Annotated in this window: 26 protein-coding genes; 15 read left to right on the top strand and 11 right to left on the bottom strand. The window is 42.8% G+C overall.

Features of this window, described 5'->3' with window-relative positions; genetic code table 11:
- Positions 1 to 132: 132 nt before the first annotated feature.
- On the bottom strand, positions 133 to 465 hold the full coding sequence (locus V1497_RS16905; protein ID WP_349408687.1) for a hypothetical protein: 333 nt from the start codon (positions 463 to 465) through the stop codon (positions 133 to 135).
- A gap of 286 nt (positions 466 to 751) precedes the next feature.
- Between V1497_RS16905 and V1497_RS16900 the strand changes: the two genes are divergently transcribed.
- Positions 752 to 1567, top strand: coding sequence for an SGNH/GDSL hydrolase family protein (locus tag V1497_RS16900; protein WP_349408686.1), 816 nt, complete (start codon positions 752 to 754; stop codon positions 1565 to 1567).
- 274 nt (positions 1568 to 1841) lie between these two features.
- On the opposite strand, the gene V1497_RS16895 is transcribed toward V1497_RS16900, so the two are convergent.
- From V1497_RS16895 to V1497_RS16875, 5 genes are all read right to left on the bottom strand, one after another.
- Positions 1842 to 2183 carry a hypothetical protein gene (locus V1497_RS16895; RefSeq protein ID WP_349408685.1) on the bottom strand — a complete coding sequence of 114 codons (342 nt, stop codon included), beginning with the start codon at positions 2181 to 2183 and terminating at the stop codon, positions 1842 to 1844.
- A gap of 655 nt (positions 2184 to 2838) precedes the next feature.
- Positions 2839 to 3546 carry an ABC transporter ATP-binding protein gene (locus V1497_RS16890; protein WP_349408684.1) on the bottom strand — a complete coding sequence of 236 codons (708 nt, stop codon included), beginning with the start codon at positions 3544 to 3546 and terminating at the stop codon, positions 2839 to 2841.
- On the bottom strand, positions 3533 to 4681 hold the full coding sequence (locus V1497_RS16885; protein ID WP_349408683.1) for an ABC transporter permease: 1149 nt from the start codon (positions 4679 to 4681) through the stop codon (positions 3533 to 3535). The genes V1497_RS16890 and V1497_RS16885 overlap by 14 nt, the downstream gene beginning before the upstream one ends.
- Positions 4678 to 5886 carry an ABC transporter permease gene (locus V1497_RS16880; protein WP_349408682.1) on the bottom strand — a complete coding sequence of 403 codons (1209 nt, stop codon included), beginning with the start codon at positions 5884 to 5886 and terminating at the stop codon, positions 4678 to 4680. Before V1497_RS16880 ends, V1497_RS16885 begins: the two co-directional genes overlap by 4 nt.
- Positions 5887 to 5960: 74 nt before the next feature.
- On the bottom strand, positions 5961 to 7598 hold the full coding sequence (locus V1497_RS16875; RefSeq protein ID WP_349408681.1) for a DUF6583 family protein: 1638 nt from the start codon (positions 7596 to 7598) through the stop codon (positions 5961 to 5963).
- Between the two features lie 389 nt (positions 7599 to 7987).
- Between V1497_RS16875 and V1497_RS16870 the strand changes: the two genes are divergently transcribed.
- Positions 7988 to 8851: a LysM peptidoglycan-binding domain-containing protein gene (locus V1497_RS16870; RefSeq protein ID WP_349408680.1), complete on the top strand. Its 864-nt coding sequence runs from the start codon at positions 7988 to 7990 to the stop codon at positions 8849 to 8851.
- Positions 8852 to 9107: 256 nt separating this feature from the next.
- Positions 9108 to 9476, top strand: coding sequence for a hypothetical protein (locus V1497_RS16865; protein ID WP_349408679.1), 369 nt, complete (start codon positions 9108 to 9110; stop codon positions 9474 to 9476).
- Positions 9477 to 9521: 45 nt separating this feature from the next.
- Here V1497_RS16865 and V1497_RS16860 read toward each other — a convergent pair whose 3' ends face one another.
- Positions 9522 to 9863, bottom strand: a complete 342-nt coding sequence (locus V1497_RS16860; protein ID WP_349408678.1) for a DUF4870 domain-containing protein — start codon at positions 9861 to 9863, stop codon at positions 9522 to 9524.
- A gap of 147 nt (positions 9864 to 10010) precedes the next feature.
- The gene (locus tag V1497_RS16855; RefSeq protein ID WP_349408677.1) at positions 10011 to 10322 is read right to left on the bottom strand and encodes a hypothetical protein; all 312 of its coding nucleotides are present in this window, start codon (positions 10320 to 10322) and stop codon (positions 10011 to 10013) included.
- A 350-nt stretch (positions 10323 to 10672) separates the two neighbouring features.
- Here V1497_RS16855 and V1497_RS16850 point away from each other — a divergent pair, with 350 nt between their 5' ends.
- The 10 genes from V1497_RS16850 (at position 10673) to V1497_RS16805 (ending at position 17880) form a co-directional block, all read left to right on the top strand.
- Positions 10673 to 11392 (top strand): glycosyltransferase family 2 protein, encoded by a 720-nt coding sequence (locus tag V1497_RS16850; RefSeq protein WP_349408676.1) that lies wholly within the window; start codon positions 10673 to 10675, stop codon positions 11390 to 11392.
- A 5-nt stretch (positions 11393 to 11397) separates the two neighbouring features.
- Positions 11398 to 11763: a DUF2304 domain-containing protein gene (locus V1497_RS16845; protein ID WP_349408675.1), complete on the top strand. Its 366-nt coding sequence runs from the start codon at positions 11398 to 11400 to the stop codon at positions 11761 to 11763.
- Complete coding sequence (locus V1497_RS16840; protein WP_349408674.1) at positions 11760 to 12101, top strand: EamA family transporter; 342 nt, start codon at positions 11760 to 11762, stop codon at positions 12099 to 12101. Before V1497_RS16845 ends, V1497_RS16840 begins: the two co-directional genes overlap by 4 nt.
- Before the next feature lie 12 nt (positions 12102 to 12113).
- Positions 12114 to 13406: a glycosyltransferase family 39 protein gene (locus tag V1497_RS16835; RefSeq protein WP_349408673.1), complete on the top strand. Its 1293-nt coding sequence runs from the start codon at positions 12114 to 12116 to the stop codon at positions 13404 to 13406.
- A gap of 71 nt (positions 13407 to 13477) precedes the next feature.
- Complete coding sequence (wecB, locus tag V1497_RS16830) at positions 13478 to 14626, top strand: non-hydrolyzing UDP-N-acetylglucosamine 2-epimerase (RefSeq protein ID WP_349408672.1); 1149 nt, start codon at positions 13478 to 13480, stop codon at positions 14624 to 14626.
- A gap of 192 nt (positions 14627 to 14818) precedes the next feature.
- Positions 14819 to 15805: a polysaccharide deacetylase family protein gene (locus tag V1497_RS16825; protein ID WP_349408671.1), complete on the top strand. Its 987-nt coding sequence runs from the start codon at positions 14819 to 14821 to the stop codon at positions 15803 to 15805.
- A 197-nt stretch (positions 15806 to 16002) separates the two neighbouring features.
- Complete coding sequence (locus V1497_RS16820; RefSeq protein ID WP_349408670.1) at positions 16003 to 16554, top strand: hypothetical protein; 552 nt, start codon at positions 16003 to 16005, stop codon at positions 16552 to 16554.
- Between the two features lie 106 nt (positions 16555 to 16660).
- Positions 16661 to 17038 carry a hypothetical protein gene (locus tag V1497_RS16815; RefSeq protein ID WP_349408669.1) on the top strand — a complete coding sequence of 126 codons (378 nt, stop codon included), beginning with the start codon at positions 16661 to 16663 and terminating at the stop codon, positions 17036 to 17038.
- 65 nt (positions 17039 to 17103) lie between these two features.
- Entirely contained in the window at positions 17104 to 17394 is a 291-nt protein-coding gene (locus tag V1497_RS16810; protein ID WP_349408668.1) for a hypothetical protein, read from the top strand.
- A 51-nt stretch (positions 17395 to 17445) separates the two neighbouring features.
- Positions 17446 to 17880 (top strand): GNAT family N-acetyltransferase, encoded by a 435-nt coding sequence (locus V1497_RS16805; protein WP_349408667.1) that lies wholly within the window; start codon positions 17446 to 17448, stop codon positions 17878 to 17880.
- 216 nt (positions 17881 to 18096) lie between these two features.
- Here the strand turns inward: V1497_RS16805 and V1497_RS16800 are convergent, their stop codons facing one another.
- On the bottom strand, positions 18097 to 19125 hold the full coding sequence (locus tag V1497_RS16800; protein ID WP_349408666.1) for an S-layer homology domain-containing protein: 1029 nt from the start codon (positions 19123 to 19125) through the stop codon (positions 18097 to 18099).
- A 174-nt stretch (positions 19126 to 19299) separates the two neighbouring features.
- Complete coding sequence (locus V1497_RS16795; RefSeq protein ID WP_349408665.1) at positions 19300 to 22290, bottom strand: VCBS repeat-containing protein; 2991 nt, start codon at positions 22288 to 22290, stop codon at positions 19300 to 19302.
- Positions 22291 to 22606: 316 nt separating this feature from the next.
- Here V1497_RS16795 and V1497_RS16790 point away from each other — a divergent pair, with 316 nt between their 5' ends.
- Both V1497_RS16790 and V1497_RS16785 read left to right on the top strand, forming a co-directional pair.
- Positions 22607 to 23989: an N-acetylmuramoyl-L-alanine amidase gene (locus V1497_RS16790; protein ID WP_349408664.1), complete on the top strand. Its 1383-nt coding sequence runs from the start codon at positions 22607 to 22609 to the stop codon at positions 23987 to 23989.
- A 145-nt stretch (positions 23990 to 24134) separates the two neighbouring features.
- Complete coding sequence (locus V1497_RS16785) at positions 24135 to 24647, top strand: hypothetical protein (protein WP_349408663.1); 513 nt, start codon at positions 24135 to 24137, stop codon at positions 24645 to 24647.
- Positions 24648 to 24764: 117 nt separating this feature from the next.
- On the opposite strand, the gene V1497_RS16780 is transcribed toward V1497_RS16785, so the two are convergent.
- Positions 24765 to 25763 (bottom strand): C40 family peptidase, encoded by a 999-nt coding sequence (locus V1497_RS16780; RefSeq protein WP_349408662.1) that lies wholly within the window; start codon positions 25761 to 25763, stop codon positions 24765 to 24767.
- Positions 25764 to 26027 lie beyond the last annotated feature (264 nt).

Here is a 26027-nt window from a genome sequence, read left to right as displayed (position 1 = left end):
ATGTCACTTCGGTCAGTTCTAATAAATAAAGAAAAAAGAGGTAATCCCAATCACCTTAGTAGGTGAGCGGATGCCTCTTTTTTTGTAAAAAACAGACCTCTGGGGGTGGTGAGATCTGTTGGGATACATTTTTTAAAATAAGCCCAAAAGTCCCTTTTTCTTACGTTTCTTCGGTCGTGATTTCAGCAATTTCTTAATTTCCTCAGCTTCTTCAATGGACATATCTTCAAACGAGGTATGATATCGTGCGATGAAGAATGTACCATTTGGGAATGTCCGTTTCTCTTCGTAACCGTACCCCTCATCGACACTGCAAACCAAACGGTATCCGCTTATGAAAAAACGTTCAACACTGGCGGGACCGTCGACAAGCTCTTCAAAATGTGCGAGATCATTCGGGATGTAAACCGATTGGGGGGTCTGACCGGGCTTTACAAGTACAACCATAATCTTATTTTCATCCACTAAGAAAAGCACCGCCTTTGCCAATATTTTCTATATAAAGTTCATTATACAGAACAATTTGATGCGAGTAAATCGTTATTACGCACAAATATTGTCGAACAGACACGAGCCTTTAGACCCAATCAACAGTGCTGAATAAATAGTTCCATTGTCGTGATGCGTTATTTTTACAAGAGTTGATGTCATGTGACAAAAGTGTGTGGTGTTTTTTGACAAATTATGATATATGATGCAAAATAAATGTGATAAAATAGGGGAGAGAATTGTCGAAAAGAAGGGGGAAAAAATGAAAAAGTTTTTGTACATAACCACCATTCTGTTGTCGGTAGCAGCAATTATTTTTGGTCATATCCATTGGAAAAACAAAATCAGCAATACTATTGTTTCAGCGAATGATGAAGTAAGTGCGGATGAAAATGAAAATCAGGCAGCTGAAAGTACAGATAATGAAGATACTGAAGATGAACAACAACAAAGAAACATAGATGAACTGACGAAAAACCTGACGGATGAAGCAGCAGCCGTTGTAAAAGCAGCTGTAAAAGCCGGTGAATCTGTAGAAGTGGCCGTGATCGGATCCGGAGCTCAAAAAATGGGGTCAAACCCTTGGCCAGGACTCGTTCAAGCTGGATTGGATGAAGCATACGGAGAAGGCGTCTTCCTGATTCAGAATCATAGTTTTGGAGATCAATTTTCCATTCATGCCAGGGTGGAACAAAGAATGTACGACATTATTGAAGGGAAGCCGGATATGGTTCTCCTTGAGCCATTCTTGATGAATGATAATGGTGACGTCAACCCAGAGCATTCTATTGGAAGTGTAAGAATCCTAAAAAGGAGCTTTGAAGATGCGAATGAAGACATCATCTTCATGGTTCAGCCACCTCATCCAATTTATCAACCGACAGTGTATGGAACTCAAGTGAGCATGTTACAGGAATATGCTGAAGAAAACGGAGTAACCTACCTTGATCATTGGGAAAACTGGCCGGACACAGACGATGAAGAAATCAAGAAATATCTTGTAGAGCTCGAAGGACCAAACGATGAAGGAAACAAACTTTGGGCCGAATACATCATCAACTACTTCACAGGAAAATAGATTGCGAGAAAAGCCCTCCAGACTTTTGTCTGGAGGGCTCTTTCGTGCTTCGAAGCAACGCAGAAGTGTCAGGCACTTTTATGGACCCGTTGGTACCCAAGGCTCCTTTAAAAGTACCTGACACTTTTTGATCTTAAAACGTATGACTAACAAGAAAAGCTACCTTTTTAGGTAGCTTTTTTATATGAAATTAAAACTATTTCGGTAAACGAAACACTCTTTGACAGGGAAAATAGTCCCGCAAAATAAAAAAGCTATCCATTTGATAGCTGATCTATTTGGAGAATATGGAGAACAACCCTTTACTTTTCTTGCGTTTTTTCACACGTTCTTTTAGGATTTTCTTAACTTCTTCACACTCTTCAACAGACATGCTTTCAAAGTTTGTATGATATCGTGCTACAAAATATGTACCAGTTGGTAAGGTCCGATCTTCATAACCAAATCCTTCATCTATACTGCAAACAAGACGATAGCCACTGACAAAGAAACGTTCAACACTGACTGGGCCGTCCACGATCTCTTCAAATGCGTTCAAATCATTTTGAATTGTTGTAGTTTGTGGCAACTGTCCAAGCTTAACTAGGACAACCGTTATATTGACATCATCCAACATTAGTCCCACCTTTCGCTCGAAATCCCCTATAAAAGTATTATAAACGATGTTAACCCTAGTGTAAATTTATATATCGAGAAAGTATTGTCGAATCTTGTAGAGACTTTAGACCTATTTAGAAATAGGTCCATGGTAAAACCAATAGCCTATATTACTACTATGGTAAGAATATTCAGTAAAATACTGGTATAAAGGTGGAATGCTTACTATACCCTTTCACGTTTTTCTACTTCACGAAACGCATATCTTTGTCGATAAATCGTGAGAGATTATGACCATGTATCTAAAAATAAAAATTTGAGTTTACATAAATAAGAGTTCGAAAGAATGGAAGATTTGTTGTGGAGGTAAAATCAATATAGGGGAAAGGTCTTAGGGAAAAGAAAACCACCAGCAACGGATTTGACTGGTGGTTTTTCTCAACTTTTGAATGAATTCAGGAATTCGCACATAATTTTCAGGGATTACCCTCACTTTTTCAGGAATTCCCTTCAATTTTCAGGAATTATGCTCAACATTTCAGGAATTCCCCTCAACTTTTCAGGAATCCATACAAAATACCCTCTCCCGACATTCACGCCAAAGTCGTCAATCAAACGTTTGATTGAACGGCCCAGAGCCTGCCGCGCCTCGTTATCTCCCTAAATTGAAGCTCTCAATTCCGTATGATTTGCAAGTGTTTCAACAGCTCTTGTGTCGGATTCTGCGCGTTTGGGAGGTCTTGAATCGGGCTGAAATGTCGTAAGATGCCGTCTTCGAGCACTAAGATATAGTGGCAGAGCATCTCGATTTCCTGCAGGTCATGGGATGAAAAAAGAATCGTCTTGTCAGGTCCCAGTGCTTTTAAAAAGGAGACGATATCCGTCTTAGACGGAATATCGATCCCTACGGTCGGTTCGTCCATGATCAACAGTTCAGGATCATGGAGCAGGGCGACGATGATGTTCAGCTTTCGTTGCATCCCGCCGGACAGTTTATCAACCCGCTTATTCAGCTGTTCGCGCAAGCCGACCATGTCCAGCAGCTTCAGAATCCGTTCGTCAGGCACTGACCCTGGGGCCATTCCCGCCCAGAAAAGGAGGTTGTCTCTGACCGTCAATGTCGGGTGGAGTGCGATGTCTTGTGGAACATATCCGATTCGCTTACGTATTTGTTTCTTTTTACGCGTAACGGATTGTCCGCCGACTAAAATTTCCCCACCTGTCGGTTTGACGAGGGTTGCGATCATCTTCATCAGCGTGGACTTTCCTGCACCATTGGGACCGACGAAACCGACGCGTGCGCCACGTGGAATCATCAGCTCGACACCTTTGACTACATTTTTCTGTTTGTATTGTTTATGAACATTCCTAAGCTCGATCATGGCGTATGGCTCCTATTCCTAATCCTAAAATGATCATGCCCGCTCCAATCAGAAGGAGCAGTTGAAGTTCAGTTGTATTCCCAGAGCTTCCGAGTCCTTTTAGCAACCAGTGCTGAGGTGTGTAGATGGCTGCACGCGCGAGCACATCGGATAACTCACTCAGCTTCACGAAGCTTCCGCCAAGAAATCCGCTAACAAAGGTCAGTGCTACGGCTACCAGGTGGTAAAACGAGATCCCAGTAAACAGAGTGGCAAGCAAAAAGCTGACGCCAGAGCAGGCGACGATATAACCTGCCAAAAGTGCCGCGTTTTCCACGAAAGATCCGTCCCCAATGAACAGGTAAAGGGATGCTGGTAAAACGGTGACCATGATGACCGTCATCGTCCCGATCAGATTTCCGATATACCTTGTGAAACGGTTCACCCCGAACATTCCTGTCCGCGAGGCTAGACCGTTGGCACGCTCTGTCATGACCCAGGTGTGATGGTAGAAGCTGATGAGCAGGATGTAGATGCTTAGCAATCCGTACAGAAGTGGCGTGATGTTTTTCTCAGTTTGAGTAGCCGTTTCCTTCTCGCCTGATATCTTGTAATCCACCGTCATCAACGGCTTTGGCTCCCACTGCTCGTCTGTATAGTTCCAAGCGTATTCGTACATGTTTTCCTCATCATATTCCTGCGCCATATAGGTGGCGGCTTTTCCGTTGGATGCAAATCGGATCACTTCGCTTGCCACATACTCTTGGATAAGACCGGTCGCAATGGCGTTCGGGGCTTTGTACAAATGGACAACGCCCTTAATTTCGCCCTTCTTCAATTTTTCTTCAATTCCCTCCGTTAAAACGACCGCAGCTTCCGCTTTGTTCTGTTTTAACAGTTGCAACGCTTCGTCTTTTTCTTTTACGTGAACCTGCAGGGTGTCGTTTTTTCGGACACGATCGATAATCGTTTCTGTCGTTTCATTCTGTTCCTCCGCCACAAAAATGACAGGCACTTTCAGGTTGGCAGAGCCCTTTGAAAGCAGCTGTTCGGCACCCCAAAAGAAGATGAGCGGTGCGAGTAGCATGAGGAGAAATTGCCAGCGATGACTGATGATGATTTTCCAGCGTGCACGGATGAAATGCCATAGTCTCATCCCTGCTTCACCTGCCTCATCACGAATGCGGTGAATAAGAGGAGCCCTGACATCCCGCCAATAACCCCAAGACTCGAGAGGAGCACATCCTCATTTTCAATGAATGCGGAGTGAACGAGTGATGTATGGATCCAATGGGACAGTGTCGAAAGGTTGAGCCAATCGAGGAATCCGGTGTAATAGGATTCTGGGAAGACCAAGCTGCCGACTGTCGTGAACAAAAGGATACCAACAAATCCAACGAAGAACCGTACACCTTTTGAAAATGGCAGGTTCGATAAAAACGTATACCAGATGCTGATGGCGACGATTGCAGCAATCACCGTCACAAAGCTCCAGCCGATATGGCCGGACACGTTTACATCAGTCAAAATCCACAGCACTCCGATGACAAGCAAGGCCTGCAGGAACAAAATCACAACAAGCATGAACAATGCGCTCATCACATGGGTGGCCGTTGTAACCCCGAACGTTCGGAGTCGTTCTTCTATCCTTTCGTTCGTTGCGGTCGTCAAGCTCATCGCAAAGAGACCGGTCAAAAATAGGAGGAAGATCAGTCCTGAAACACTGTAATAGTTCAGAGGGGAGACCCCCTCGAAGGATCTTACGTCTTCTTTTATGAACATTTCTTCTCGGTCAAGGGCAATGGTTGTAAATTCGTTGATCATTTGTTTGGCGATTTTCATGTTGTAGTCATGGCTGTATCCTTGCTCGACCATATAATCGTAAATCGTGTTAACGCCGCTTTGTGCCGCACTGACATAATCTGCTGAGCTGTTCATCATCTCAAGAAACAGGGCGGATTGGAAAGGGCGCTGTGCATTGCCGATGACTGTGACGGGGATGTTGTCGCCATATTTAATCCCGTTTGTAAAACCGTCTGGAACCTTCAGGATCGCTGCGATTTTGTTTTCGTTTAAAAGCGTTTGCGCTTTTTCCTCATCAACCTTCCGGAACGTGATCAATTGGTCGAGCTCGTCATCGCTTTGGAAGTCCTGGATCAACACCCGGGTACCAAACGTATCGTCCTCGTCAACGATTGCGACCTCAAATGGCGGCAGAAGGGAGTCGGATTTTACGAGGTGTTCGAGACCGTACAGCAAGAAACCGATAAGCGCAAAAGGCATGACAAATAAGACTGTCCACGCAATCGGTTGGCGGAAAACGTCATTCAGTTGTTGTTTTGCTAGTGTGAGTGCCCTCATAATTCGTCCCCTGTACCATTATGTAAAAAGAAGGCAAGTGCAGAGTAGACTCGGACACTTGCCATAATTCTTCATCATTTGAATGGAAGCTGTGGTCCATTCATCATCATGGTTTCGATCCGTGTTTGGATCTCGCTCATGAGTTCTTGTTTTTCCTGTGCGTTCAATTCCGCAACGTTCACACCGTCTTCGGTTACATTCGGGAAGTTCAACTCGTCCTTGAATGCCGTCTTGGATTCATAGTCGAATACGACGCTGATTGGAGAACCGAGACCAGGATCAGCTTCCAGCCCGAATTCACCTTTTGCAGCATAGAGTCCATTGTCGAGGTCATCTGTCACGACGCGTGTAAAGTGACCTTTGACTGGTGGGATTTGCTGCACCGGATTCTCGACGGAAATTTCGAATTCTGTACGCATGTCTTCCGGTTTCCCTGTCATCGTAGCGTTCAGGTTTGCGCCTGCCACTTGACCGGACTCAGCAAAGGCGAATGTTCCTGTGATGTCACGCTTCATTTCGTCTTCGCCTTTCTTTTCACCCTTCATTTCGAGAAGGACTTTCACGTATTCCTGCTTCTCTCCGCCTTCTGGGTATGCGTTGAACTCCCATTTACCGTCCGTTATGACTTCATCTGTTCGTAGGGCATGGTTTGAAATGTTCATGTTGATGATTTCATTGTCGGCACCCACCTTGAACGTCATGTCTCGCTTGACGATCAGGTTGTCGCTGTCAACAAGGATGACACTCTTGAAGCCATCTGGAATTTCAGCTTTATCAAGATTCTTTTTCGCTTCATCCAACCCTTTTTTGATTTCCGCTTTCATGTCTTCTTTATCCATCGTCATCGTAGAAAGGTTGGAGCCCATGCTCATATCAACGATTAGATCCAGTGTTTCTTCATCTTTTTCAAGCTTCTCGATGAAAGCTTTGATCAGCTCTTTCGTTTCTTTTTCCGAAAGCTCGAGAGTGAGTTGTTTGTAGGATTCGCCTTCAAACTTAACGCCATCTTCTTCTGTGACGTTTTCATCTTTTACTTGCTCGAATAGGAATTCACCGTATTCTTCGCCTTTCTCTTCAAGCTTTTCTTGATTTTGCAGTGATTCAAGCTGCAGCTTGATCAGGTTATCCATTTGTTCAGGACCGTTATAGGCCGGATCGATGTCTTTCATCACTTTTCCGAAATCGGAGTTGTTCATGTAAAGATATTTATTGTAGAGAAGTGGAACATTCAGACCTGTCACTTCTTCAGACTGGTACGCTTCTGCTCTTAAAATTTCCGTGCTGCCAAGTCCGACTTTCAGGTCGACAGCTCCTTCATTGTTCGTAGGATCAACTTTTGTAGAGAAGTTCAACTTGATCTGGTTGAAGAATTGGCTGAACATTGCAACGCTCGGGTCGATCGCTTCAAGGCCGCTGATGCTCTTCAAACTGAGATCAATAGATGTATCAGTTGGTTCCTCTAACGCTTTTTTATTCACGTCTTCATTTATCGCAAACATGTTCCTGAAATCTTCAGTTGTTTGTTCCATCGTGTTCTTTTCAGCTAAAAAGTACGCTTCTTTCGGCGATGGACTGAAGAAAAGGGCATAGACGGTTGCGCTGATTCCGAGCAGGACGATGACAGCAAGTGAAATGATGATGGGCTTCTTGCTTTTCTTCGGCCGCAAGGATGGTTCTACTGTTGCTGCTGTTTCTTCTTTCCCTTGATTCATTTTTCTCCTCCTATTATGTATGTAGTAAAGTTTATGAATCTCCTAACCTAGACATTCGAACAAGCTCTCGATACGTCTCGTTAGATGTTCGACATTCAGAAGGAAATTCCTTGGAAAAATCGTTACCTATCTAATCCTACACCCTCAAGAAAGGGGTTTCAACCTATATTACAAAAATATTACGAAGGGGAAGAAAATTCTTTCCTGATCACGTATTGTTGCTAGATTGCGAGTTGCGATGCTTAGGTGAAAAGGACAGTTATATCCATGTTGCTATCTGCATAAAGTGAGTTAGACCGAGTAATAGAGGGCTTTTCCGACACAGACAGGCATGAAGCAACCGAGTCCAATTCGCTTTTTGGATGTAAAAAACCATTGGAGGGATTCGGATGAAAAAGGTTTGGCCGAGTGCGTTGGCAGCTGGTTTCGTCATGACGGTCGGAAGTGAGGCATATGCACAATCGGGGGATAAGGTGGTTGATGAGGCGAAGAAATACTTGGGAACGCCTTATCGGTATGGTGCAGCTGTCGGAAATACGGCGAGCTTTGATTGCTCATCCTTTACATCCTTCATATTCGGTCAGTATGGGGTAAGTTTGCCGAGGACGAGTCGGGCGCAGGCAAAGGTCGGGAGGAAGGTCCGAAGCAGTGATTTGCAGCCAGGGGATCTCGTGTTCTTTGATACGGATTTTGACGGTCGCATCAACCATGTCGCCATTTATGCCGGGAGTGGAAAAATGATTGGCGCGCAAAGCTCTGGTGTCGGGTATGCGAATCCTTTTTCGAAGGGGTATTGGAGCAGCCGGTATGTGACCGCGCGCCGTGTTATGGCGGATTCGGTGAAGGTTGGGAAGGCACCGAAGCTCAAGGTGATCAAAGGGAAGGGGAAGAGTCAGGCTGCCAATGCAGCGGGTGATGTGACAGTCCGGTCGGTCAAATTCCATACGGTGAAAAAAGGAGATACGTTGTGGGAGATCAGTCAGCGGTATAAGACGGACGTGCAGACGTTGAAAAAGCTGAACGATATCCGGTCGCATTGGATCTACCCGGGGCAGACGATCCTGTTGCCGGGAAGTGGTGTGAAGGGCGATGTGACGGTGCGTTCGTATAGCCTGTACACAATCCAGAAGGGGAATACATTGTGGGGAATCGGTAAAAAGTACGGCGTTTCCGTGGAGAAGCTGATGAAAGTGAACAAATTGAACTCATCCTTGATTTATCCTGGCCAGCAGCTGATGATACCGAGGCGGTGAGGGGGGAGCTGGACGGGGTTGGATAGTATTCTGCTGAAATCGGATAGTAAAAGCCCGATTTTGGATAGTAAATCGTAGAAATTGGATAGTAAATGACTAAAATCGGATAGTAAAATCAAATTTTTGGATAGTAATTCGCCAAAATCGGATAGTAAAATCTCATTCTGAAACCACAGGGACCTGTGGTTTTCTTTTTATATGGATGAAACGCTGATATGTTGAGAACCGTCCGAAGGGTGGGGAGGAGCGATACAGTATGAAGCAATGTATTTGGCTGCTTGTCCTGCTCGCTACCATGATAGCGGCATGTCAACAAGATGAAAATAAGGATGAGCTAAAACTCGAAGTTAAAAAACCAGAGAGTGAGGAGACGGTAGCAGTCGTCACGGATCAGGCGTTCATTTCTAAGCTTATTGAAGCATTAGACAAAGCTGAGACGATTTCAACAGCAATGATGGACCTCCGTCAGCCGGATTACAAGGTGATTATTAAGAAAAATGAGGAGACACTTTACGAGCTAGGATACTACACGGAAGTGATGAAGCTAGGTGGACTAGCAGGACGCTACTTGAATCGAGAAAGGGAAGAATTCTACGGCGTTACCATCGATCTGCCGCTTAAATAAAGAAAACTTGAGGAAAGGTTCCTCAAGTTCAGCTATACATAATATTTATTTGATAAAACGAATGGTCATCGGATAGCGGTAATACGTCCCCTCGCTTGCTCGTAAGGTCCCGATGATCATGAAGATGAGGTGAAGCACGATTAGGATAGGAAGAAGCACGAATCCGATCAACACAAATGTTAAAGCGCCTGCAACAACGTAATAAATCAAATAGCTGATTTGGAAATTGAGCGCTTCTTTCCCGTGGTAATCCACATACTCGTATTCATCCTTCTTCATCAGCCAGATGACGAGCGGACCGATGACAAAACCGATCGCTATCGTGAGATACCCTGCAAAAGCAGCAAGGTGAGCGAACATGCCCCAATTCTTTTCTTCCTTCGACATTTCAAAATCCCCTCCTTTAGGTTGAAGTGTCAGACACTTTTCAGGAACCCCGTCATATCAAGCTTGGTGAAAAGTGTCTGACACCATCTACAAACCGTTGGTATGACTGCGTTCCATTTCAGTGCCTGACACCAGGCGTCGCTGACACTATACGCTTTCGCCTTTGTCTCTTCGAACTGCGTTTATCAAGAGGACGATGGCGGTGATGGAGTGCATGAACCATCCGAGGATTGGAATCCATGCAACCAGAGATGTGATGATACCGAGAATGCTGCCCGCACGTTGGAAGCTGATAGTCGCTTCCTTATTTGCAAACACGAGCGTGACGATGTGAAGAGCCAGCATCACGAATAGTGGTGCCCAGCCGTTTCCGATGACGAATCCACCACCGATGATTGGTATCGCTAAAAAGGCTTCTGAAATACCTGTTATCCATTGAAAAATCTTATATGTTTTCAACGTAATCGCTCCTTTGTTGATTCGAGTATTGTTCTGTTCCCTTCTATATACGAATGAAGTCGTAAAAAGTTTTAATTTCTTAATAAAAAGTATATAAGTGTCTGACACCATCTTCAAACCATTGGGGCTCTAAGGGAAAATAATGGTGTCAGACACCCGTCCTGTAATTTGAAATACTTGGTGAGTTTACGTATTTATGGTATCCTATCCGAGTGATTTTCTTATATGACGATTTAATCCTGGATTTACCGGGAAAAATACATAGCAATATTGTTTATAGGAGTAGGATGTTCTCTAAAGATAAATGGATTCATCCCATCTATCATTTTGTAATTAAGAGGTGCAAGTTTATGGAGCAGTCAAAGAATGTACTGATCATCGTTCCGGCTTATAATGAAGAAGAATCGATCGGGCGCACGTTGCAGAGCTTACTGCATACGACGAAAGCGAGTAAATATAACATTGATATCTGTGTGGTGAATGATGGCTCGAAGGACCGGACTGCTGAAATCGTCCAGTCTTACCCTGAGGTGAAGCTGCTGAACCTTCCTTATAACCTCGGGATCGGTGGAGCGATGCAGACGGGTTACAGATATGCCTATGAAAGCAACTACCAGATTGCCATCCAGTTCGATGCTGATGGTCAACATAATAATGAAGAGTTGAACACGATCATCGAGCCGCTCAAGAATCAAGAAGCGGACATGATCGTCGGTTCAAGATTCGTTTTACCGACCGAGTACCGTGGAAGCAGCATGAGGAGAATCGGAATCGTGTACTTCATGTATCTGCTATATGCGCTCACCAAGCAGAAGTTCACCGATCCGACATCCGGATTCCGGGCAATCAATCATAAAATCATCAAAGAATTTGCCCACCGTTATCCGAAGGACTATCCGGAGCCAGAGGTCCTCATCTATCTTCACAAAAAGGGTTATATCATCAAGGAAAAGTCCGTGAAAATGCAGGCTCGGCAAGGTGGAGCTTCTTCCATCACGCCATTCAAGAGTCTTTATTATATGATTAAAGTCACGCTTTCCATCATCATGCAGAAAGTCATAAAGGAATGAGCGGTATGAACATTACAATTCTCTCTTTTGCCATTGTTATTATTTTTCTATTCGTTGTCATTGAATCGGTGCGTAGAGGGATTCTCGAGACGAAGTATTCGCTTCTATGGATTCTGACGTGCATCATCATGGCGATCTTGAGTATTGGAACAACCCTGTTGAACTCGCTGGCAGAGCTATTAGGAATCTTTTACGCGCCGTCCTTATTGTTCTTGTTCGGGCTCTTATTCAGCCTGATTATCATATTCGATTTGACGAGAAGAGTGTCGCAATTGAACCACAAGCTTGTGACCTTGACGCAGGATTTCACTTTATTGAAGCAAAAGCTTAGTGAACAAGACAAAATTGATAACGAAGGAAGTCAGGAATGATCTATTTATTATTGCTTGTGAATGTATTCTTACTTGTCGGCGGTCAGATGCTTTGGAAGGTCGGGGCTGCAGGCATTGATAGCTGGAACGTTTCCACATTCATCTATTTGCTGAAATCGCCCTTTTTCATCGGGGGCGGTCTTTTATATGTTGTCGCAACGTTCATCTGGATGTATATCATCACGAAATTACCCTTCAGTGTCGCCTATCCTCTCCAAAGCTTGAGTTATGTCGTCGGCGTGCTGGCAGCGTACTTTTACTTCAAAGAGAATGTTGATGTGTCCCAGTGGATCGGTGTATGCGTCATCGTCTTAGGTGTTTATTTAATCGCGAAATAAGGATGTGTCTCGATGTACAAGTCATTCAACCAATTTATTCATTCAAAATATCCGATCTTAATCATTCTGGCGTTCTCGCTTGTTGTCCATCTCTTATTCTTAGTAAAAGATCCGGGGATGATTTTCAATAATCCTGAACAAATCGGCTTTACCGAAGAACAAGGCGAGTATGGCGGCCGAGATGCTTCCCTTTATGCGAAAATGGCTCGCCAGCTCATGGAAACGGGCGTTTATGGCTATGATACCCATCACACGGGGGAAGTCGTACAAAATGCCTTTGTAACCCCAGGTCAGCCGATTTACTTAGTCATCATTTTTTCCATAGCGAATTTATTCAATATCGATCAGCTTTTATTAGCAAAAATCTTTAATATGTTCCTAAGTGTTGCGACAGTAGGACTGTTGTATCTGATCTCACACAGACTGTTCAAATCCCAGTGGATCGCCCTTCTGGGTTCAGGCCTTTATTCCGTTTATTTCAGCCAGCTTCATTATTTCAGGACGACCCTGACAGAAATCCCAGCGATCTTCATGTTTTGCCTGGTGATTCTGTTTTTCCTTAAAGCCTATCAAGACAACAGAACCCGCGATCATGTCCTTTTCGGTATCCTGTTCTGTATCATGGTCATGTTCAGACCGACACCGGCACCGCTGATCCTCCTTGCTGTCGCAGCCGTTTTACTCAAGTATCCGTTTAAAACGTCAGTCCGAATTGGGATGTTGTGGGTGATAGGTCCGATCGTCGTCATTTCTCCATGGGTGATCCGTAACCTTGCAGCCTTTGGCGAGCTCTACATCTTTTCATCCCACGCGGGCAACAGTCTTTATGCAGGAGCAAATCCGTTCTTTAAAAATGATTTCAGTGACTACTGGCGGGAGATGAAGGCGAAGGGCTGGAGTCAGGAGCAGTATGCGTGGTACAAAATCAAGCAAGGCTTCACGTCTGATTTCGACTTCTGGTTCGCTTGGTTTACAGTCGGTAAAACGATCAACCTGTTCCACTATTTGGATGGCTTCGTTCATTACATGAATTTTGCAATGATGAAGTATTTCAAATTGCTCCATTTCTTCATCGTCATTGTCGGCTTGGGTTCCGCCCTCATCTGGATGAAAAAAGAGGGGATCCGTGTCATTGCGTGGATTGTGATCAGTTATATCGCGCTGTCGAATCTGTTCTTGACGATTCCGAGATACGGCTTCTTCATCATCCCGTTAATGTGCATTCTGACGGCATTCACCCTCATTCAAGGTCCTCAAGTATTAGCAAAATATGTTAAACTATATAGGCGTAAGTCTGAAGTGTGAGGAAAGACCATCACAATTCGTCAGGCGCTTTTCGAACGATATAGTGAAATCACTGAAAAAGGAGTCCCTTTATGAATTCGAAATTAAAAGTCATGACAATTTTCGGTACACGACCGGAAGCAATCAAGATGTGTCCGCTCGTGTTGGAATTAGAAAAGCATTCCGATGAAATCGAGTCGATTGTAACCGTAACCGCTCAACACAGAGAGATGCTCGATCAAGTGTTGGACATTTTCGGGGTTGTTCCTGATTTCGACTTGAATATCATGAAAGAACGTCAAAGCTTGATGGAAGTGACCAATCGAGCTCTAGAGGGCTTGGATCGTGTATTAAAAGAAGCGCAGCCGGACATCGTGCTCGTTCACGGTGACACGACGACGACATTCGTCGCTAGCTTAGCTGCATTTTACAATAAAATCGCTGTCGGCCATGTTGAAGCGGGTCTTCGTACAGGCAACAAATATTCCCCGTACCCAGAAGAGATGAACCGTCAATTGACAGGCGTCATTTCAGATCTGCACTTTGCGCCGACCGACAATTCAGCTGATAATCTAATGAAAGAAAACAAGAAGCAAGACAGCATTCATATCACAGGGAATACCGCAATTGATGCGTTACGTACAACGGTTCGTGATGATTATCACCACCCCGTGCTGGAAAACTTGAACGATGACCGGTTGATCCTCGTAACGGCCCATCGTCGGGAAAATCTCGGTGAACCGATGAGACAGATGTTTACCGCAATCCGCCGCTTGGTCGAGGATCATGACGATGTCCAAGTCGTCTACCCGGTCCACCTGAACCCTGTCGTTCAGGATGCGGCCCACACCATCCTTGGTGGTCATGACCGCATCCACTTGATCGATCCGCTCGGCGTCATCGATTTCCACAACATCGCGTCCCGGGCGCACCTGATCATGACCGATTCAGGCGGCGTTCAAGAAGAAGCACCTTCCCTTGGTGTTCCGGTCCTCGTACTACGTGATACAACAGAACGACCAGAAGGGATTCAAGCTGGAACACTGAAGCTTGCTGGAACAGAGGAAGAAGAAGTGTACAAGCTGGCGAACGAGCTGTTGACTGATGAAAACGCCTATGAGGCGATGGCGAAAGCGTCCAATCCGTATGGCGACGGAAAAGCGTCGAAACGAATCGTTGAAGCCATTCTATATTATTTTGAAAAAAGAACTGAACGGCCAGAAACGTTCAAGGTCCTCTAATCAAAATAGAATAAACTTACAGGATAAACCTATCAATTTCCAAATTGGTAGGTTTTTTTATATGGTCAAAAAGGTGAGCCCAAAGGCCTGGGTGTGAAGATAGGGCTTAATATCGATTACAAAAATAACCTATAATGATATAATTTTTTCCAATGACTAGTCACCAATGCTTAATTATATGGGGGTAGAGTTTTGGGGGAGAAGTTAAGGGTGTTGGTTTTAGGTGGAGTTGTTTTTGTTGTGGTTTTCGTTATATTCGGAAACTATTATTCGAGTGCGGGAAAAGTTGCGACCGAATTGCCAAACTCAACTGAAGCTTTAGTAGAGAGTAAGGCAAAAACGGTTGAGAAAAAAGAGGCACCTGAAGTCGAGGTTGCTTCGACAACTATCACAGAAGAAACGGACGCAGAAAAAGCGGATGACAAGATAGAAGCTGTAATTAAAGACCATGAGATTCCAATCCTGATGTATCATCATTTTGACGAAGAATTGGCCGAGAGTACGGTCGTTTCGACGGAGCGGTTCAGAGAACAAATGACGGCATTGAAGGAAGCGGGTTACAACACCATCTCAGATGATGAGCTGCACGATTACTTATTTGAGAACCAGCCACTTCCAGAAAATCCGATTCTGATTACGATTGATGATGGTTATCGAAGCAATTACACCATCGCATATCCAATTCTGAAGGAGCATGGCATGAAGGCGACGATCTACGTCGTTGTCGATCACCAGGATGAAACACCAGGCCACTATCCGCACCTTACGTGGGAAGAAACGAAAGAGATGTATGAATCAGGATGGATTGATATCCAAAGCCATACATACAATAGCCATGTTTATGTCGAAAGTGAAACTAAGAGAGGTCCTGCTTTAACGACAAAAGCGAAAGGTGAATCGGATGAGGCTTATTACGAACGGGTCAAAAAGGATCTCCAACAATCAAAAGAAATCATTGAAGAACAGCTTGGAAAAGAAGTCGTGTCCATCGCTTATCCATATGGCGCACACAATGATCACGTCATAGCAGCTGCAAAGGAACTAGGATATAAGATCGGTTACACCGTGCAAAAAGGAATCAATGTGAAAGATGCCGATCCTTTCCGATTGAAGCGATTGAATGTTGTGGATGATTACGATGGTGCAACGTTACTTCAAAAAATAGAAGAATTGAATTAAATGTTTAAAGAGCTTGGCCTAGGGTAATACTTTAAGGTCATGCTTTTTTTGTATATAGGGAGATTTAATAAAATCACAGGAAAACTTAACATGGGGTTTACAATCGGTTGATACAATTTTAATACAAAATATATTCCAAATCTGTAAGTGAACATAAATCAAATCGATAGAAAGAACAGAAGGGGATGGGGATCTTTATGAAGCGCATTGCATTTGTCGGTTCAGGTAAGTATGGCTATGCCACAGGGAAAAAGCTTTCTGAGAACGGATTTCCGGTAACATGGCTTACGGATAGCAAGCTTAGTCACCATGCTGATAAACATCCGCTATTCACCGTTACAAACGACAAAACAGCAGCTTATAAAGAGGCTTCGATCATTTTTGTAGATGCAGGCGATCTTTTCGAAGAGAAAGGAATCGTGAACCTTTCGGAATTTGAAGAAATATTAGATGAAATCTCAGCATACGTGCGTCACGACTTTATTTTAGTCATCAACAACCATGCCCCAGTGGGGACAAACAAATGGGCCGTGAATCGTTTGCGTGAGAAATTCGGAAAGTTCCCAATTATGTTTGATGTGGTTTCAAATCCAGGCGGGCTGGCTGAAGAGGAGATTGCGGTCGGGACACGATGCAGACAATCAGAAGAAATCCTCGAATACCTCTACGAACCATATAAGGAAAACATATATCACACATACCCTGAGCATGCAGAAGCCCTTGAACAGCAGCTAGAGGCAGCCTATTAATTTAAGTGAGAGCGACCCGAGATGGGCGCTCTTTTTTTGTCCAAAAAGGGTTCATGGTAGTATGTGTTGAATTGAGAGATAGTGTTTTGTTTATAGGGGTGATGACTTGAAAAAGACCTTATTGGTATCTGGTTTTGTTATATTACTATTCTTCGGCTTCCTATTATTTGTATTTGGAAGTGCTCTGTATCAAGAGGGCAATCCACTTCCATACCTCTATTCAATTATGAAGTTGGAAGTATCGAATCATGGATATAAAATGGTGGAAAGAAATGAAAAGGAAACCAAATATGTGGCGGAATCCAAGAAAAAGTATCCATATGGCATGGTGAAGGAGTTTATGAAAGATAAAGGTTGGTCTTTTAAAGAGCAAATGGGTTCAGGTCTGGTTTTCAAAAAGGGTGAAGACGTCGTTACGATTAGTACAAGACAATACTCGAGGAGATATTATTTATGGAGTGTCCCGAAGGAAGTACATAATTAGGTGGTCTTGTCGCTTCATCACACCAATGGTTTAATAGAAGAGGTATGATGTTAGGCGGTGAAGAGATGAACATTTCAATGATTATTTTAGTGCTAACCTTTTCCGTAATGGAAGGCTATCGATCAGCACGTAAAACTGAGGACAAAGCTTTCGATATAAAATCCTTCTTAGAATCTTTTTTAATCGTTGCGATAGGGGTATCGGTACTTGGTCCCCTTGGTATGTTCCTTATTGATTGGATTCTGGATACGAATGTAGCTGAAGATCAGAATATCGGTTATTGGTTATGGGTGGGGATCTTTTTATTTATAGCCATCTATTTGCCAATGAAAGTCTTTAAGAGGAATAAGCATTAAAATATTTTGAGACCTTGATATGAAGTTTTAAAGGAGGGCCTGGTCATAAACATGAAAATCAGAAAAGCCTCCATTGAGGACATTGAAGATTTAACATCATTGATGGAGCAGCTCGGTTATCCGACCTCCGTAGACAAAATGGAAGAACGTTTTAATCATATTTTAGCAGAACCATCTTACACCACGTTTGTAGGGGATCTCGACGGAAAAGCAGTTGGGATGGTTGGATTAAATAAAAGTATGTTTTATGAGCGGGACGGTACATATGTCCGAATTGTCGCTTTTGTTGTAGACGCAAAGCATCGGAGAAAAGGAATCGGTAGAAAACTGTTAGAACAAGCCGAGGAATGGGCAAAAGAGCAGGGCGCTATTTCAATTGAGCTGAATAGTGGAAATCGCGATGAACGAAGAGAGGCGCATCAATTCTATCGTAAAATGGGTTACGAGAATAAAAGTATCGGGTATTCGAAATCTCTTGAGAATTAGGCCTAATTAAAGAACAGCTCCAGGCGGACGCTTTCCGCGGGCAACGCTTCAGCCTCACAGACCTCGTTCCTCGCTCTGCGGGGTCTTCAGCTGTTGCTTTTCCCGCTGGAGTCGCCGCCTTACGCTTCTTTTTTCGTTGAATATCACTAAAAAGCTAACAGCGCCAAAAAATAAAAAGGCTGAACCGTAACTGGTCCAGCCTTTCGCTATTAGCTATTATTGTTGAGAATAGATCTTCCATTCGCCATCCACTTTACGTAGGAAGTAATAATTCGCTTCATCGGTCCATTGTGCCTCTATTTTTCCATCATATGAAATCGTTACATCATAGCTTAGACCTGTAACCTCGACTACAGCCATGCGTGTATTTTTCCCTACTACACCGGTTGCAGTTGGTTCGACTTGCTCGATTGCGATGTCATAACCTTGATCTCTATAATCAATCCAAATATCGTTGCTCTCTGTCAAAACTGCATGTAAGAAGCCTAGCGTATATTGATCAATGATAGGATACGTATTTTCAAACGTTTCCGCCTGGTAGTGCTTATACAATTCATTCTCATTGTTCATGACTAGATTGATCAATTCTTCATCATTTGGTAGATTGGTAGATTCTGTCAATAATGCATTCAATAGCATTGTTGACGTTTCAGCACGTGTTGCTGTGTTTTTAGGTGAGAATTTACCATTGGAACCTTGAACGATTTCAACTGCACTAGCTTTGTTGATAAATGGAACAGCCCATGTAGAGAATGTATTTTTATCAGAGAAGTTAGCTGGTGTTCCTTGTGTGAAGTCAATTGTCTTCACGCTTTCAAATGCACGAACAATCATCGTCGCGAGTTCTTCACGTGTAATGCTCTTGTCCGGTTTGAACGTTGTTTCAGATGTGCCGTTTACGATGCCAAGCGCACTTGCGGTCATGATCGGCTCATAGAACCACTTGCCCTTTGGTACGTCAGAGAATGTTTTTCCTTGTTTGGTCGTTTTCAAATCTAGTGAACGTACGAGCAAAGCTGTTACTTCTGCACGCGTAATTTCTTTTTTCGGCTTTGCGTACATGACGCCTGCCTTTAAGTACCCCTTCATGATGTCTGCATCAATCAATTGATACATCGTTTCGGCTGCCCAATGGTCATCTAAGTCAGCTGGATAATAATTCTCCATAGATGCCTCAGCCGCAAATGGTGAGATGGTACCGACAACCAATAGTACCGCAAATAGACTTGCTAGAAACTTCTTCATTCTTCCTTAACCCCCTTAAAATTAAACAACAAGCCCATTTTACCTGATACTACCAAAAAAAGCACTATCAATTACTACCATTTTTTATTTTACGAAAATAAATCTTTCGACACTGGAAATGCGCTTTTTCATAAAAAATAGGTCTCACATTCGTTAGTGAGACCCGTTCTAGTCTTATTTATATGAAAAATTCAAAGTCGTCTGGCCGCCATATCGTGTCAGAATATAGGTGCGTCCTCGTTGTTCAACGTCCCATTCATCGTCCGTCAACTTCAATCCTTCTGGAGCATAGACCTTGATTTGCTGCATCCCTGAATCAAGAAGATTGATTGTTACGTTTCGATTGTTTTCGTCAACTTCAATTGGGATGTTGCTTCGCACAATATGTGGTTCATCTATATACTCTGTTGCGAGCTTCAGCTTTATTTTTTCTTTTCCAGAAAAGTAAAGGGTGGAGCCTTTGTTCATATAAATCGGCGCATCTGTGTTGAACAGGAAGCCTGTATACTTTTCGCCCAACTCTACTTTGTAGCCGATGGATTGATTATAAGGTCCAATCAATTCCGCATCGATTTCGTTATTCTCATTGTTTTCGATATAAACGGTATGGTGCAGCTTGCGCCGTAACAGGTTTTGAAAATCGGAAAATACTTTCTCGATTGGGTTGTAATTCAAGGTACTCGTTGTTTGTTGTGCTGCCAGAACGGACTTGTACAATTGTTGCTCGGACATGTTGTTGTAGTCCATCTGCTTACTGTAATTCGCCAGTCTTTTCAACCAGGCATCGCCTTTCACTGAAGTCAACCGTTCACTGAATGGCAAATCAAATCGATCGTAGGTTTGGAATGGTGTATTTTCGCCTATATTCGGTTCGTGATAAACCTCGCCTGTCAGCACTTTTCCGTCCATCCTTACAAACGGAATGGTCAATTGGTTCGGCTGCTCTTCTTCGTCAGTATGGGTAGCTGTTTTCCACCTTATGCCTTCAAAATCAGGAAGTTTTTTCGGATTAAGAGGTTCTTCGGCTAATGGATTTTTATGATACGTCATCCCTGTTTGGTTCCAGTCCAATCCATACGCTTCAAAAGCTTGCCGTTGGGCCTTCAACTCTTCCTCATAATCGTCCTTTGTTTTATAGGACTTGAGGTAAAGGTGCGGCTTCATATTCGTTGCATATTTTTTAAGTGATTCAGTCAGCGATGTGAGTTCTGTCTGATAAACAAACTCATCCGAATCAATTGCAACAGGATCCCCATAAGCGATCTGACCGACTAGCAAATCCTTGATTTGGTCACCGTTAATGTCAGCAAATGCTGGAACGGAATTTTTGCCACCCCATAGATATTTACTTCCGAAGCGGTTTTCAGTCTTACCTTCAATGTATCCTTTATTAACCCATTGATTGGACTTTTCCAATTCATATCGATGAATGTAGCCAGACTTCATCCCAATCAGCAAATCGAGCTTGTCATTGTCGTCATAGTCCACGATTTTAGGTGCAGCGAACCCATCCACTTCAATGGATCCGGATGTACTGACCAGTTTCTTTTCCTCATCTGAAAACGAAAGAAGGCTTTCTTCCTCTGAGGTATTATCTGTATCCTCTTTTTCTCCTAAGCGGTAGAACATTTCTCCTTCTGAAGTTCCATATATCAAATCATCAATCTCGTCTCCATCTATGTCCCTGATTACAGGCGCAACCATAGAATGGGATTTTTCTTGATCGACCAAGTCAACAGGTGCTTCGAACTGTTCGTCCTCATTTTGAATTAGGGCGACAATGTCTCCTGCTTGGTTACCTGTAATGATATCGACGAGTCCATCCTTATTGTAGTCGTAGAAGGTTGGAGTCGTGTAATTTCCTAGATCGATGATTTGATCGGTTTCAAATCGGAGGTAACCCTTCGACTTTAGTTGCCACGGTTGATCCTTGTCCTGCTTGGTTCCTTCGTAATAGTGAAGCTTCCCATCGGCACTTCCTGCGATTAAATCGGCGTGGCCGTCTTTATTCACATCCGCTGTATCAATATAAGCACGATAGGGCAGCTTAATTTCCTCGTTGAACTTCACTTTGTGCGGATACGTCTGCAGGGTTAACGTATGATTCCCGGCCTTGAGGGGTGTTCCTGAAGAAAAGAGGGTCTGTTCTCCTTCAAATAGGGGATCACTTGGATTCCCTGTATTGATGTGGGATGAGATCGTCTCTTTCCATGTATCCGGTTCATAGATCTCCCTTGCTAAAGAAAGGGAAGGGACGAGCTTTTCTGTTTGAATCTTCTCCATGAAGGATTGCAAATTATTGTTTTTGAAGTCTTGCTTGTGTTCGATTGTGTATTCCATCGCGAATCCTGGACGCCCGTGGGTGCCGATGACTTTTGAAACGGAGTATCCGTACATTTCTTTTGCGACATAGGAAAGATACTCATTCCGGAATAGGTAGTTCCCGGTCATGTACGTATAATTGAACGATTCCTGGTTCGGATTTTGTTTGCTGAAATCGAATGAGGTGAGGAACTGGTCATTAGGCAGCAGCTTGCTTGCAAGGAAAACGGATCCATCTTTATATTGGTTCAAGGTATATAGAGATAGATCGCCAAATGTAACGATCGGCTGCGCATCTGATGGTATGACACCAACACCTAATTGGAGTTCATCAACATCCTTGATATTCCGATTGTGGAGAAGGTCATGACTGAATTGTTTGATGGTATTTTGAACGCCCTTAATATCCCTGTTTACGACAGGATAATCAAGGTTTTCTGGGATTTCATCAATTTCTTTGAAGGCTTTTGCCCCAAGGAACGACTTCGGAAATTCTTTGTAAAATTCGTTCTCAAGGAATAAATGTCCACCTTTCCGGACGAAATCCTGTATCGGTTCTTTCGCATTGTTGAATGACGGTGTACCGATGATGGATTGATCAAGGTAAATGACCTCGTAATTGGTCAAATCGACGGAATCAAGCACGTTGACCGGCATCGTTTCGACCTTCGTATTCGCGACTAACGTTTGTTTGAAGTGTTGATATGTATCTAAGTGGTTGGTCGATTCTTCTTCATAAACAATCAAGGCATTGATGACCTGAGGCTTTGAATTAGTCACCATTAAAAAATATACATCCAGTAATAAGATGACGATAGTGAAAGCAATAATCGTTTTTTTCATGGTATTGCACGCTCCGTGTACACATGGAAAATTCAATTCCTATGTATGTATATTGAATTTCAGTTTATTACCTATTCATCATAATGGATTGCACATGAATATTCAATTGAGGGAATGAATAGCTAAGGGGAGACCCTATCGGTCGGAAACGGAAAATTTTCAGAGGAAATTGGCATATTCTCACAAAAAATTATTATGGGAATATAGATGCGAATGCATCCACCAAATGACTCAAATTCCCATTTTGCTACAATTTTTCCCTTTATCCTGTGCTAATATTGTCGCAAGCACAAATTTTAGGGGGAAATTTAGGGGAATGAAAAAGTTTGTCAGTATATCTTTGTCGTTGATGGTTTTATTGTCGTTGTTAGGAGTCTCCAATGTCAAGGTATCTGCTCAGACACATGTCACAGACATCTCTTCCAGTGATCCACTGGCAGTGAAAGTGAATTATCTGATCAGCAAAGGAATTATCACAGGGTATCCAGATGGCACGTTTCGTCCAGATAACAAGGTCACGAGAAGAGAAGCTGCAGTCGTATTAGGAAAAACATTCAGCTTGAATGGAACAAAGCGAAAGACATCCTTTAAAGATGTACGATCGTCTGATTATGCTTCGGGTTATATTCAATCAGCATATGAGAAAGGATTCCTGAATGGGTATGGGGACGGTACATATCGACCGGATCATTATATGACACGGTCAGAAATGTCTTATCTGCTTGCCAAAGCATTCAATTTCTCAGCTACCAAAAATTATTATTTCATAGATGTGAATCCATTCGCGCATTATTATCGTGTTATTAACAAACTTGCAAACAATGGGATTACCGTTGGTTACACAGATGACACATTCAGACCGACTCGAAAAGTAACCCGTGGAGAATTCGCGATTTTCACAGCACGTGCCTTGAATTCTTCCTTCCGTGTCATAAAAGATCAGCCATCTCCTGAGACACGCATCGTCAAAGCAGACTGGCTCAATGTAAGAAAAGGACCTAGTACTTCCTATTCTTCAACTGGAGGGCTCGAGGACGGATCAAGAGTCAACTATTATTTTAAAACCGGGGACTGGGCGTTCGTTAAAGGGGCTGGATATGAAGGGTTTGTACACACTGCCTATCTAGGAATGCCATTATCAATCATTAACGGAAAAGTCATCACACTCGATCCAGGTCACGGTCATACAGATCCAGGTGCAATTGCGAATGGTCTTGTGGAAAAAGAAGTCGTTCTTTCAGTAAGTAAAAAGCTACGAGCGTATCTTGAAAATGCAGGTGCCAAGGTAGTCATGACACGGACGGATGATAGCCGATATCCTTCACTTAGTGAACGGGTGTGGATTGCTGAAAATTCAAATTCCGACACCTTCATCAGTGTACATGCCAACAAACATAGCAGTGAAGATGCACATGGAACGGAAACGTATTACAACTATTATTCACCGAACGGTTCAGATGCGAGGAAGTTAGCTGAGTACATTCAAAACAGGCTGTACAAAGCGATCGACACGAGCAACCGCGGCGTGAAGCACGGAAACTTCCAGGTCATCCGTGATAACTATGTGCCAGGTGTACTCGTCGAGCTAGGATTTATCTCTAATCCGGAGGATGCTAAAAAGCTGGCATCTGATGTATACCGTGAGAAAGCCGCAAAAGCAATCTATCTAGGCATCCTCGATTACTACAAATATAAATAAGAAGGAACACGACTAAACGGGTGCAGAGATGTATCCGTTTTTTTCTGCTTAAAAACCAGTAGTTGAAAGAATCTGATAAAGGATTAATAAGGAAGAAAGTAGAAAGTGTTAAATGGGAATTATTTGAAAATAGAGGAGGGTAATAATGAAGGGATTAATGCTTCTTTTTATGATTGTGATATTTGTCACAGGCTGCTTAAACCAACCTAAATCAAAAGAAAGCACTAAAGCCAAAAGTGACAATGAAATAACGAAAATTCATAAAAGTAAAGTTGAAACGTATGAAGGTTCGCTTACTGCAGAAGAAATAGAAGAAGATATCGATGGGGATGGAACAAAAGAAACAATTAAACTGTTAATCTCCCCTGCACCTCAACCAGATCCGACAAATGAGAATACATACCTTTGGGGTGACAGCCATATATGGCAGCTTATTGTTGAAGATGAGGGGAATGCCTATCCTTTATTTAATGATTATGTTCAAGGTTTAGCTGAACTTTATATTGTAAATGAAGGGGAACGTGAAAATGTTATTGCCTTTCAAACGAAAGGAACGATCTTGAGTTTAACTTTATATAAGTATAATCCAAAAGATTATTTTGAAAAAAGAGTGATTTATAGTAATGGATCCATACTGCATCGCTCAACAATGAAATAAGAATTTTCTATGTGTAAAAAAATTATGTTTAAGGCATATAAAATCGGGTAAACAAAAAACAAGACCAGTCGAACGGTTAACGTCCGGCCAGTCTTGTTTGTTTCATTTACTAGGATTTTAGTTTGTCAATGCGCGGTGTAGGAATACAGAGAATTCAGCTCTTGTTGCATTGTTCTTTGGACGGAATGTGTTATCGCTGTATCCACCTGCGATGTTATTTGCCGTCAATGTTTGAATCGAGGTATATGCCCAGTAACCTTTGGAAACATCACTGAATGCAATTCCGCTTCCATTATTAGATAAGTTGAACGCTCTCGTGAATAGAGAAGCAATTTCGCTACGTGTAATCGGCTTGTCCGGATGGAATGTACCGTCCGCATATCCACCAAAGAATCCTTTCTTCATTACCGCATTGATTTCTTCTTTCGCCCAGTGGTTGCTAGGAATATCCTTAGCCATTGGCGCGCCATCTTCCAATGGTAGATTGAACGTTTTCGCAAGCATTGTTGCTACTTCAGCTCGTGTGATGGAGTTGTTTGGTTTGAATAAGCTTTGGTCATATCCATTGATGATATCTTTCATTGATAGATATGTAATGGATGGTTCTGCCCAGAAGTCAGAAGGAACATCATGGTATTGACCTTTAGGTAATGTAGCTAAACGCTCTTCTTCAATGACCCTTCTCGCTCCTGTATACTTTTCTCCCCAGTAATATGGATCGTTTATGGAAGTTTTCTGAACCCCGCTTGAAGAAGCGTGGATGAATTTTCCGTTACCGACATAAACTCCGGAATGTGAAACGCCTGGTTTATATGTATTTGAGAAATAGACTAGATCGCCTGGTTTAAGATCAGATTTCGAAACAGCAGTTCCGTATGTTGATTGTGCTTTGGAAGTTCTAGGAATCGAAACACCAATTTTATTGTACACATACTGTAAAAATCCGGAACAATCAAACCCGCTAGGTGTTGTGCCCCCGTATACGTATGGAGTCCCTATAAACTTATGTGCGTATGATGAAACCTCTTCTCCTTTACTACTTGCAAATGCCGATGGTGTTACAAGTAGAAATGCAGTAAGAAACACAGAAAATACTGTAAATGCTTTTCTTAACACTTCATTTCCTCCCCCTAATTTTTATGCAAAATCTCCCCTCGGTTTACAAAAACTATTCTACCATACAGAAATCTCCTGTAAGATTACAATTACGTAACAATAAAATTACAGCATTCTACAAAAAGCGTAATGTCGTAAATTTTGAGTTTCAAAGTAAAGGTAGTAGATTCAACGATTTTCTGCTTTTTCAGGCTGATTTTTATGTCGAAATAAAGAATAATTTGAAGAACATTCCATCAAAAACAGAAATTGACTTATCTAGTG

The organism is Pseudalkalibacillus sp. SCS-8 (assembly GCF_040126055.1).
GTDB lineage: Bacteria > Bacillota > Bacilli > Bacillales > Fictibacillaceae > Pseudalkalibacillus > Pseudalkalibacillus nanhaiensis.
The sequence above is the reverse complement of the archived record's forward strand: the minus strand, read 5'-3'. Positions and strand labels throughout refer to the sequence as shown.

Coding starts and splice junctions, on each gene's coding strand:
- V1497_RS16900 (WP_349408686.1), top strand. CDS start 752: ATGAAAAAGTTTTTGTACATAACCACCATTCTGTTGTCGGTAGCAGCA.
- V1497_RS16895 (WP_349408685.1), bottom strand. CDS start 2,183: ATGTTGGATGATGTCAATATAACGGTTGTCCTAGTTAAGCTTGGACAG.
- V1497_RS16890 (WP_349408684.1), bottom strand. CDS start 3,546: ATGATCGAGCTTAGGAATGTTCATAAACAATACAAACAGAAAAATGTA.
- V1497_RS16885 (WP_349408683.1), bottom strand. CDS start 4,681: ATGAGACTATGGCATTTCATCCGTGCACGCTGGAAAATCATCATCAGT.
- V1497_RS16880 (WP_349408682.1), bottom strand. CDS start 5,886: ATGAGGGCACTCACACTAGCAAAACAACAACTGAATGACGTTTTCCGC.
- V1497_RS16875 (WP_349408681.1), bottom strand. CDS start 7,598: ATGAATCAAGGGAAAGAAGAAACAGCAGCAACAGTAGAACCATCCTTG.
- V1497_RS16870 (WP_349408680.1), top strand. CDS start 7,988: ATGAAAAAGGTTTGGCCGAGTGCGTTGGCAGCTGGTTTCGTCATGACG.
- V1497_RS16865 (WP_349408679.1), top strand. CDS start 9,108: ATGAAGCAATGTATTTGGCTGCTTGTCCTGCTCGCTACCATGATAGCG.
- V1497_RS16860 (WP_349408678.1), bottom strand. CDS start 9,863: ATGTCGAAGGAAGAAAAGAATTGGGGCATGTTCGCTCACCTTGCTGCT.
- V1497_RS16850 (WP_349408676.1), top strand. CDS start 10,673: ATGGAGCAGTCAAAGAATGTACTGATCATCGTTCCGGCTTATAATGAA.
- V1497_RS16845 (WP_349408675.1), top strand. CDS start 11,398: ATGAACATTACAATTCTCTCTTTTGCCATTGTTATTATTTTTCTATTC.
- V1497_RS16840 (WP_349408674.1), top strand. CDS start 11,760: ATGATCTATTTATTATTGCTTGTGAATGTATTCTTACTTGTCGGCGGT.
- V1497_RS16835 (WP_349408673.1), top strand. CDS start 12,114: ATGTACAAGTCATTCAACCAATTTATTCATTCAAAATATCCGATCTTA.
- wecB (WP_349408672.1), top strand. CDS start 13,478: ATGAATTCGAAATTAAAAGTCATGACAATTTTCGGTACACGACCGGAA.
- V1497_RS16820 (WP_349408670.1), top strand. CDS start 16,003: ATGAAGCGCATTGCATTTGTCGGTTCAGGTAAGTATGGCTATGCCACA.
- V1497_RS16810 (WP_349408668.1), top strand. CDS start 17,104: ATGAACATTTCAATGATTATTTTAGTGCTAACCTTTTCCGTAATGGAA.
- V1497_RS16805 (WP_349408667.1), top strand. CDS start 17,446: ATGAAAATCAGAAAAGCCTCCATTGAGGACATTGAAGATTTAACATCA.
- V1497_RS16800 (WP_349408666.1), bottom strand. CDS start 19,125: ATGAAGAAGTTTCTAGCAAGTCTATTTGCGGTACTATTGGTTGTCGGT.
- V1497_RS16795 (WP_349408665.1), bottom strand. CDS start 22,290: ATGAAAAAAACGATTATTGCTTTCACTATCGTCATCTTATTACTGGAT.
- V1497_RS16790 (WP_349408664.1), top strand. CDS start 22,607: ATGAAAAAGTTTGTCAGTATATCTTTGTCGTTGATGGTTTTATTGTCG.
- V1497_RS16785 (WP_349408663.1), top strand. CDS start 24,135: ATGAAGGGATTAATGCTTCTTTTTATGATTGTGATATTTGTCACAGGC.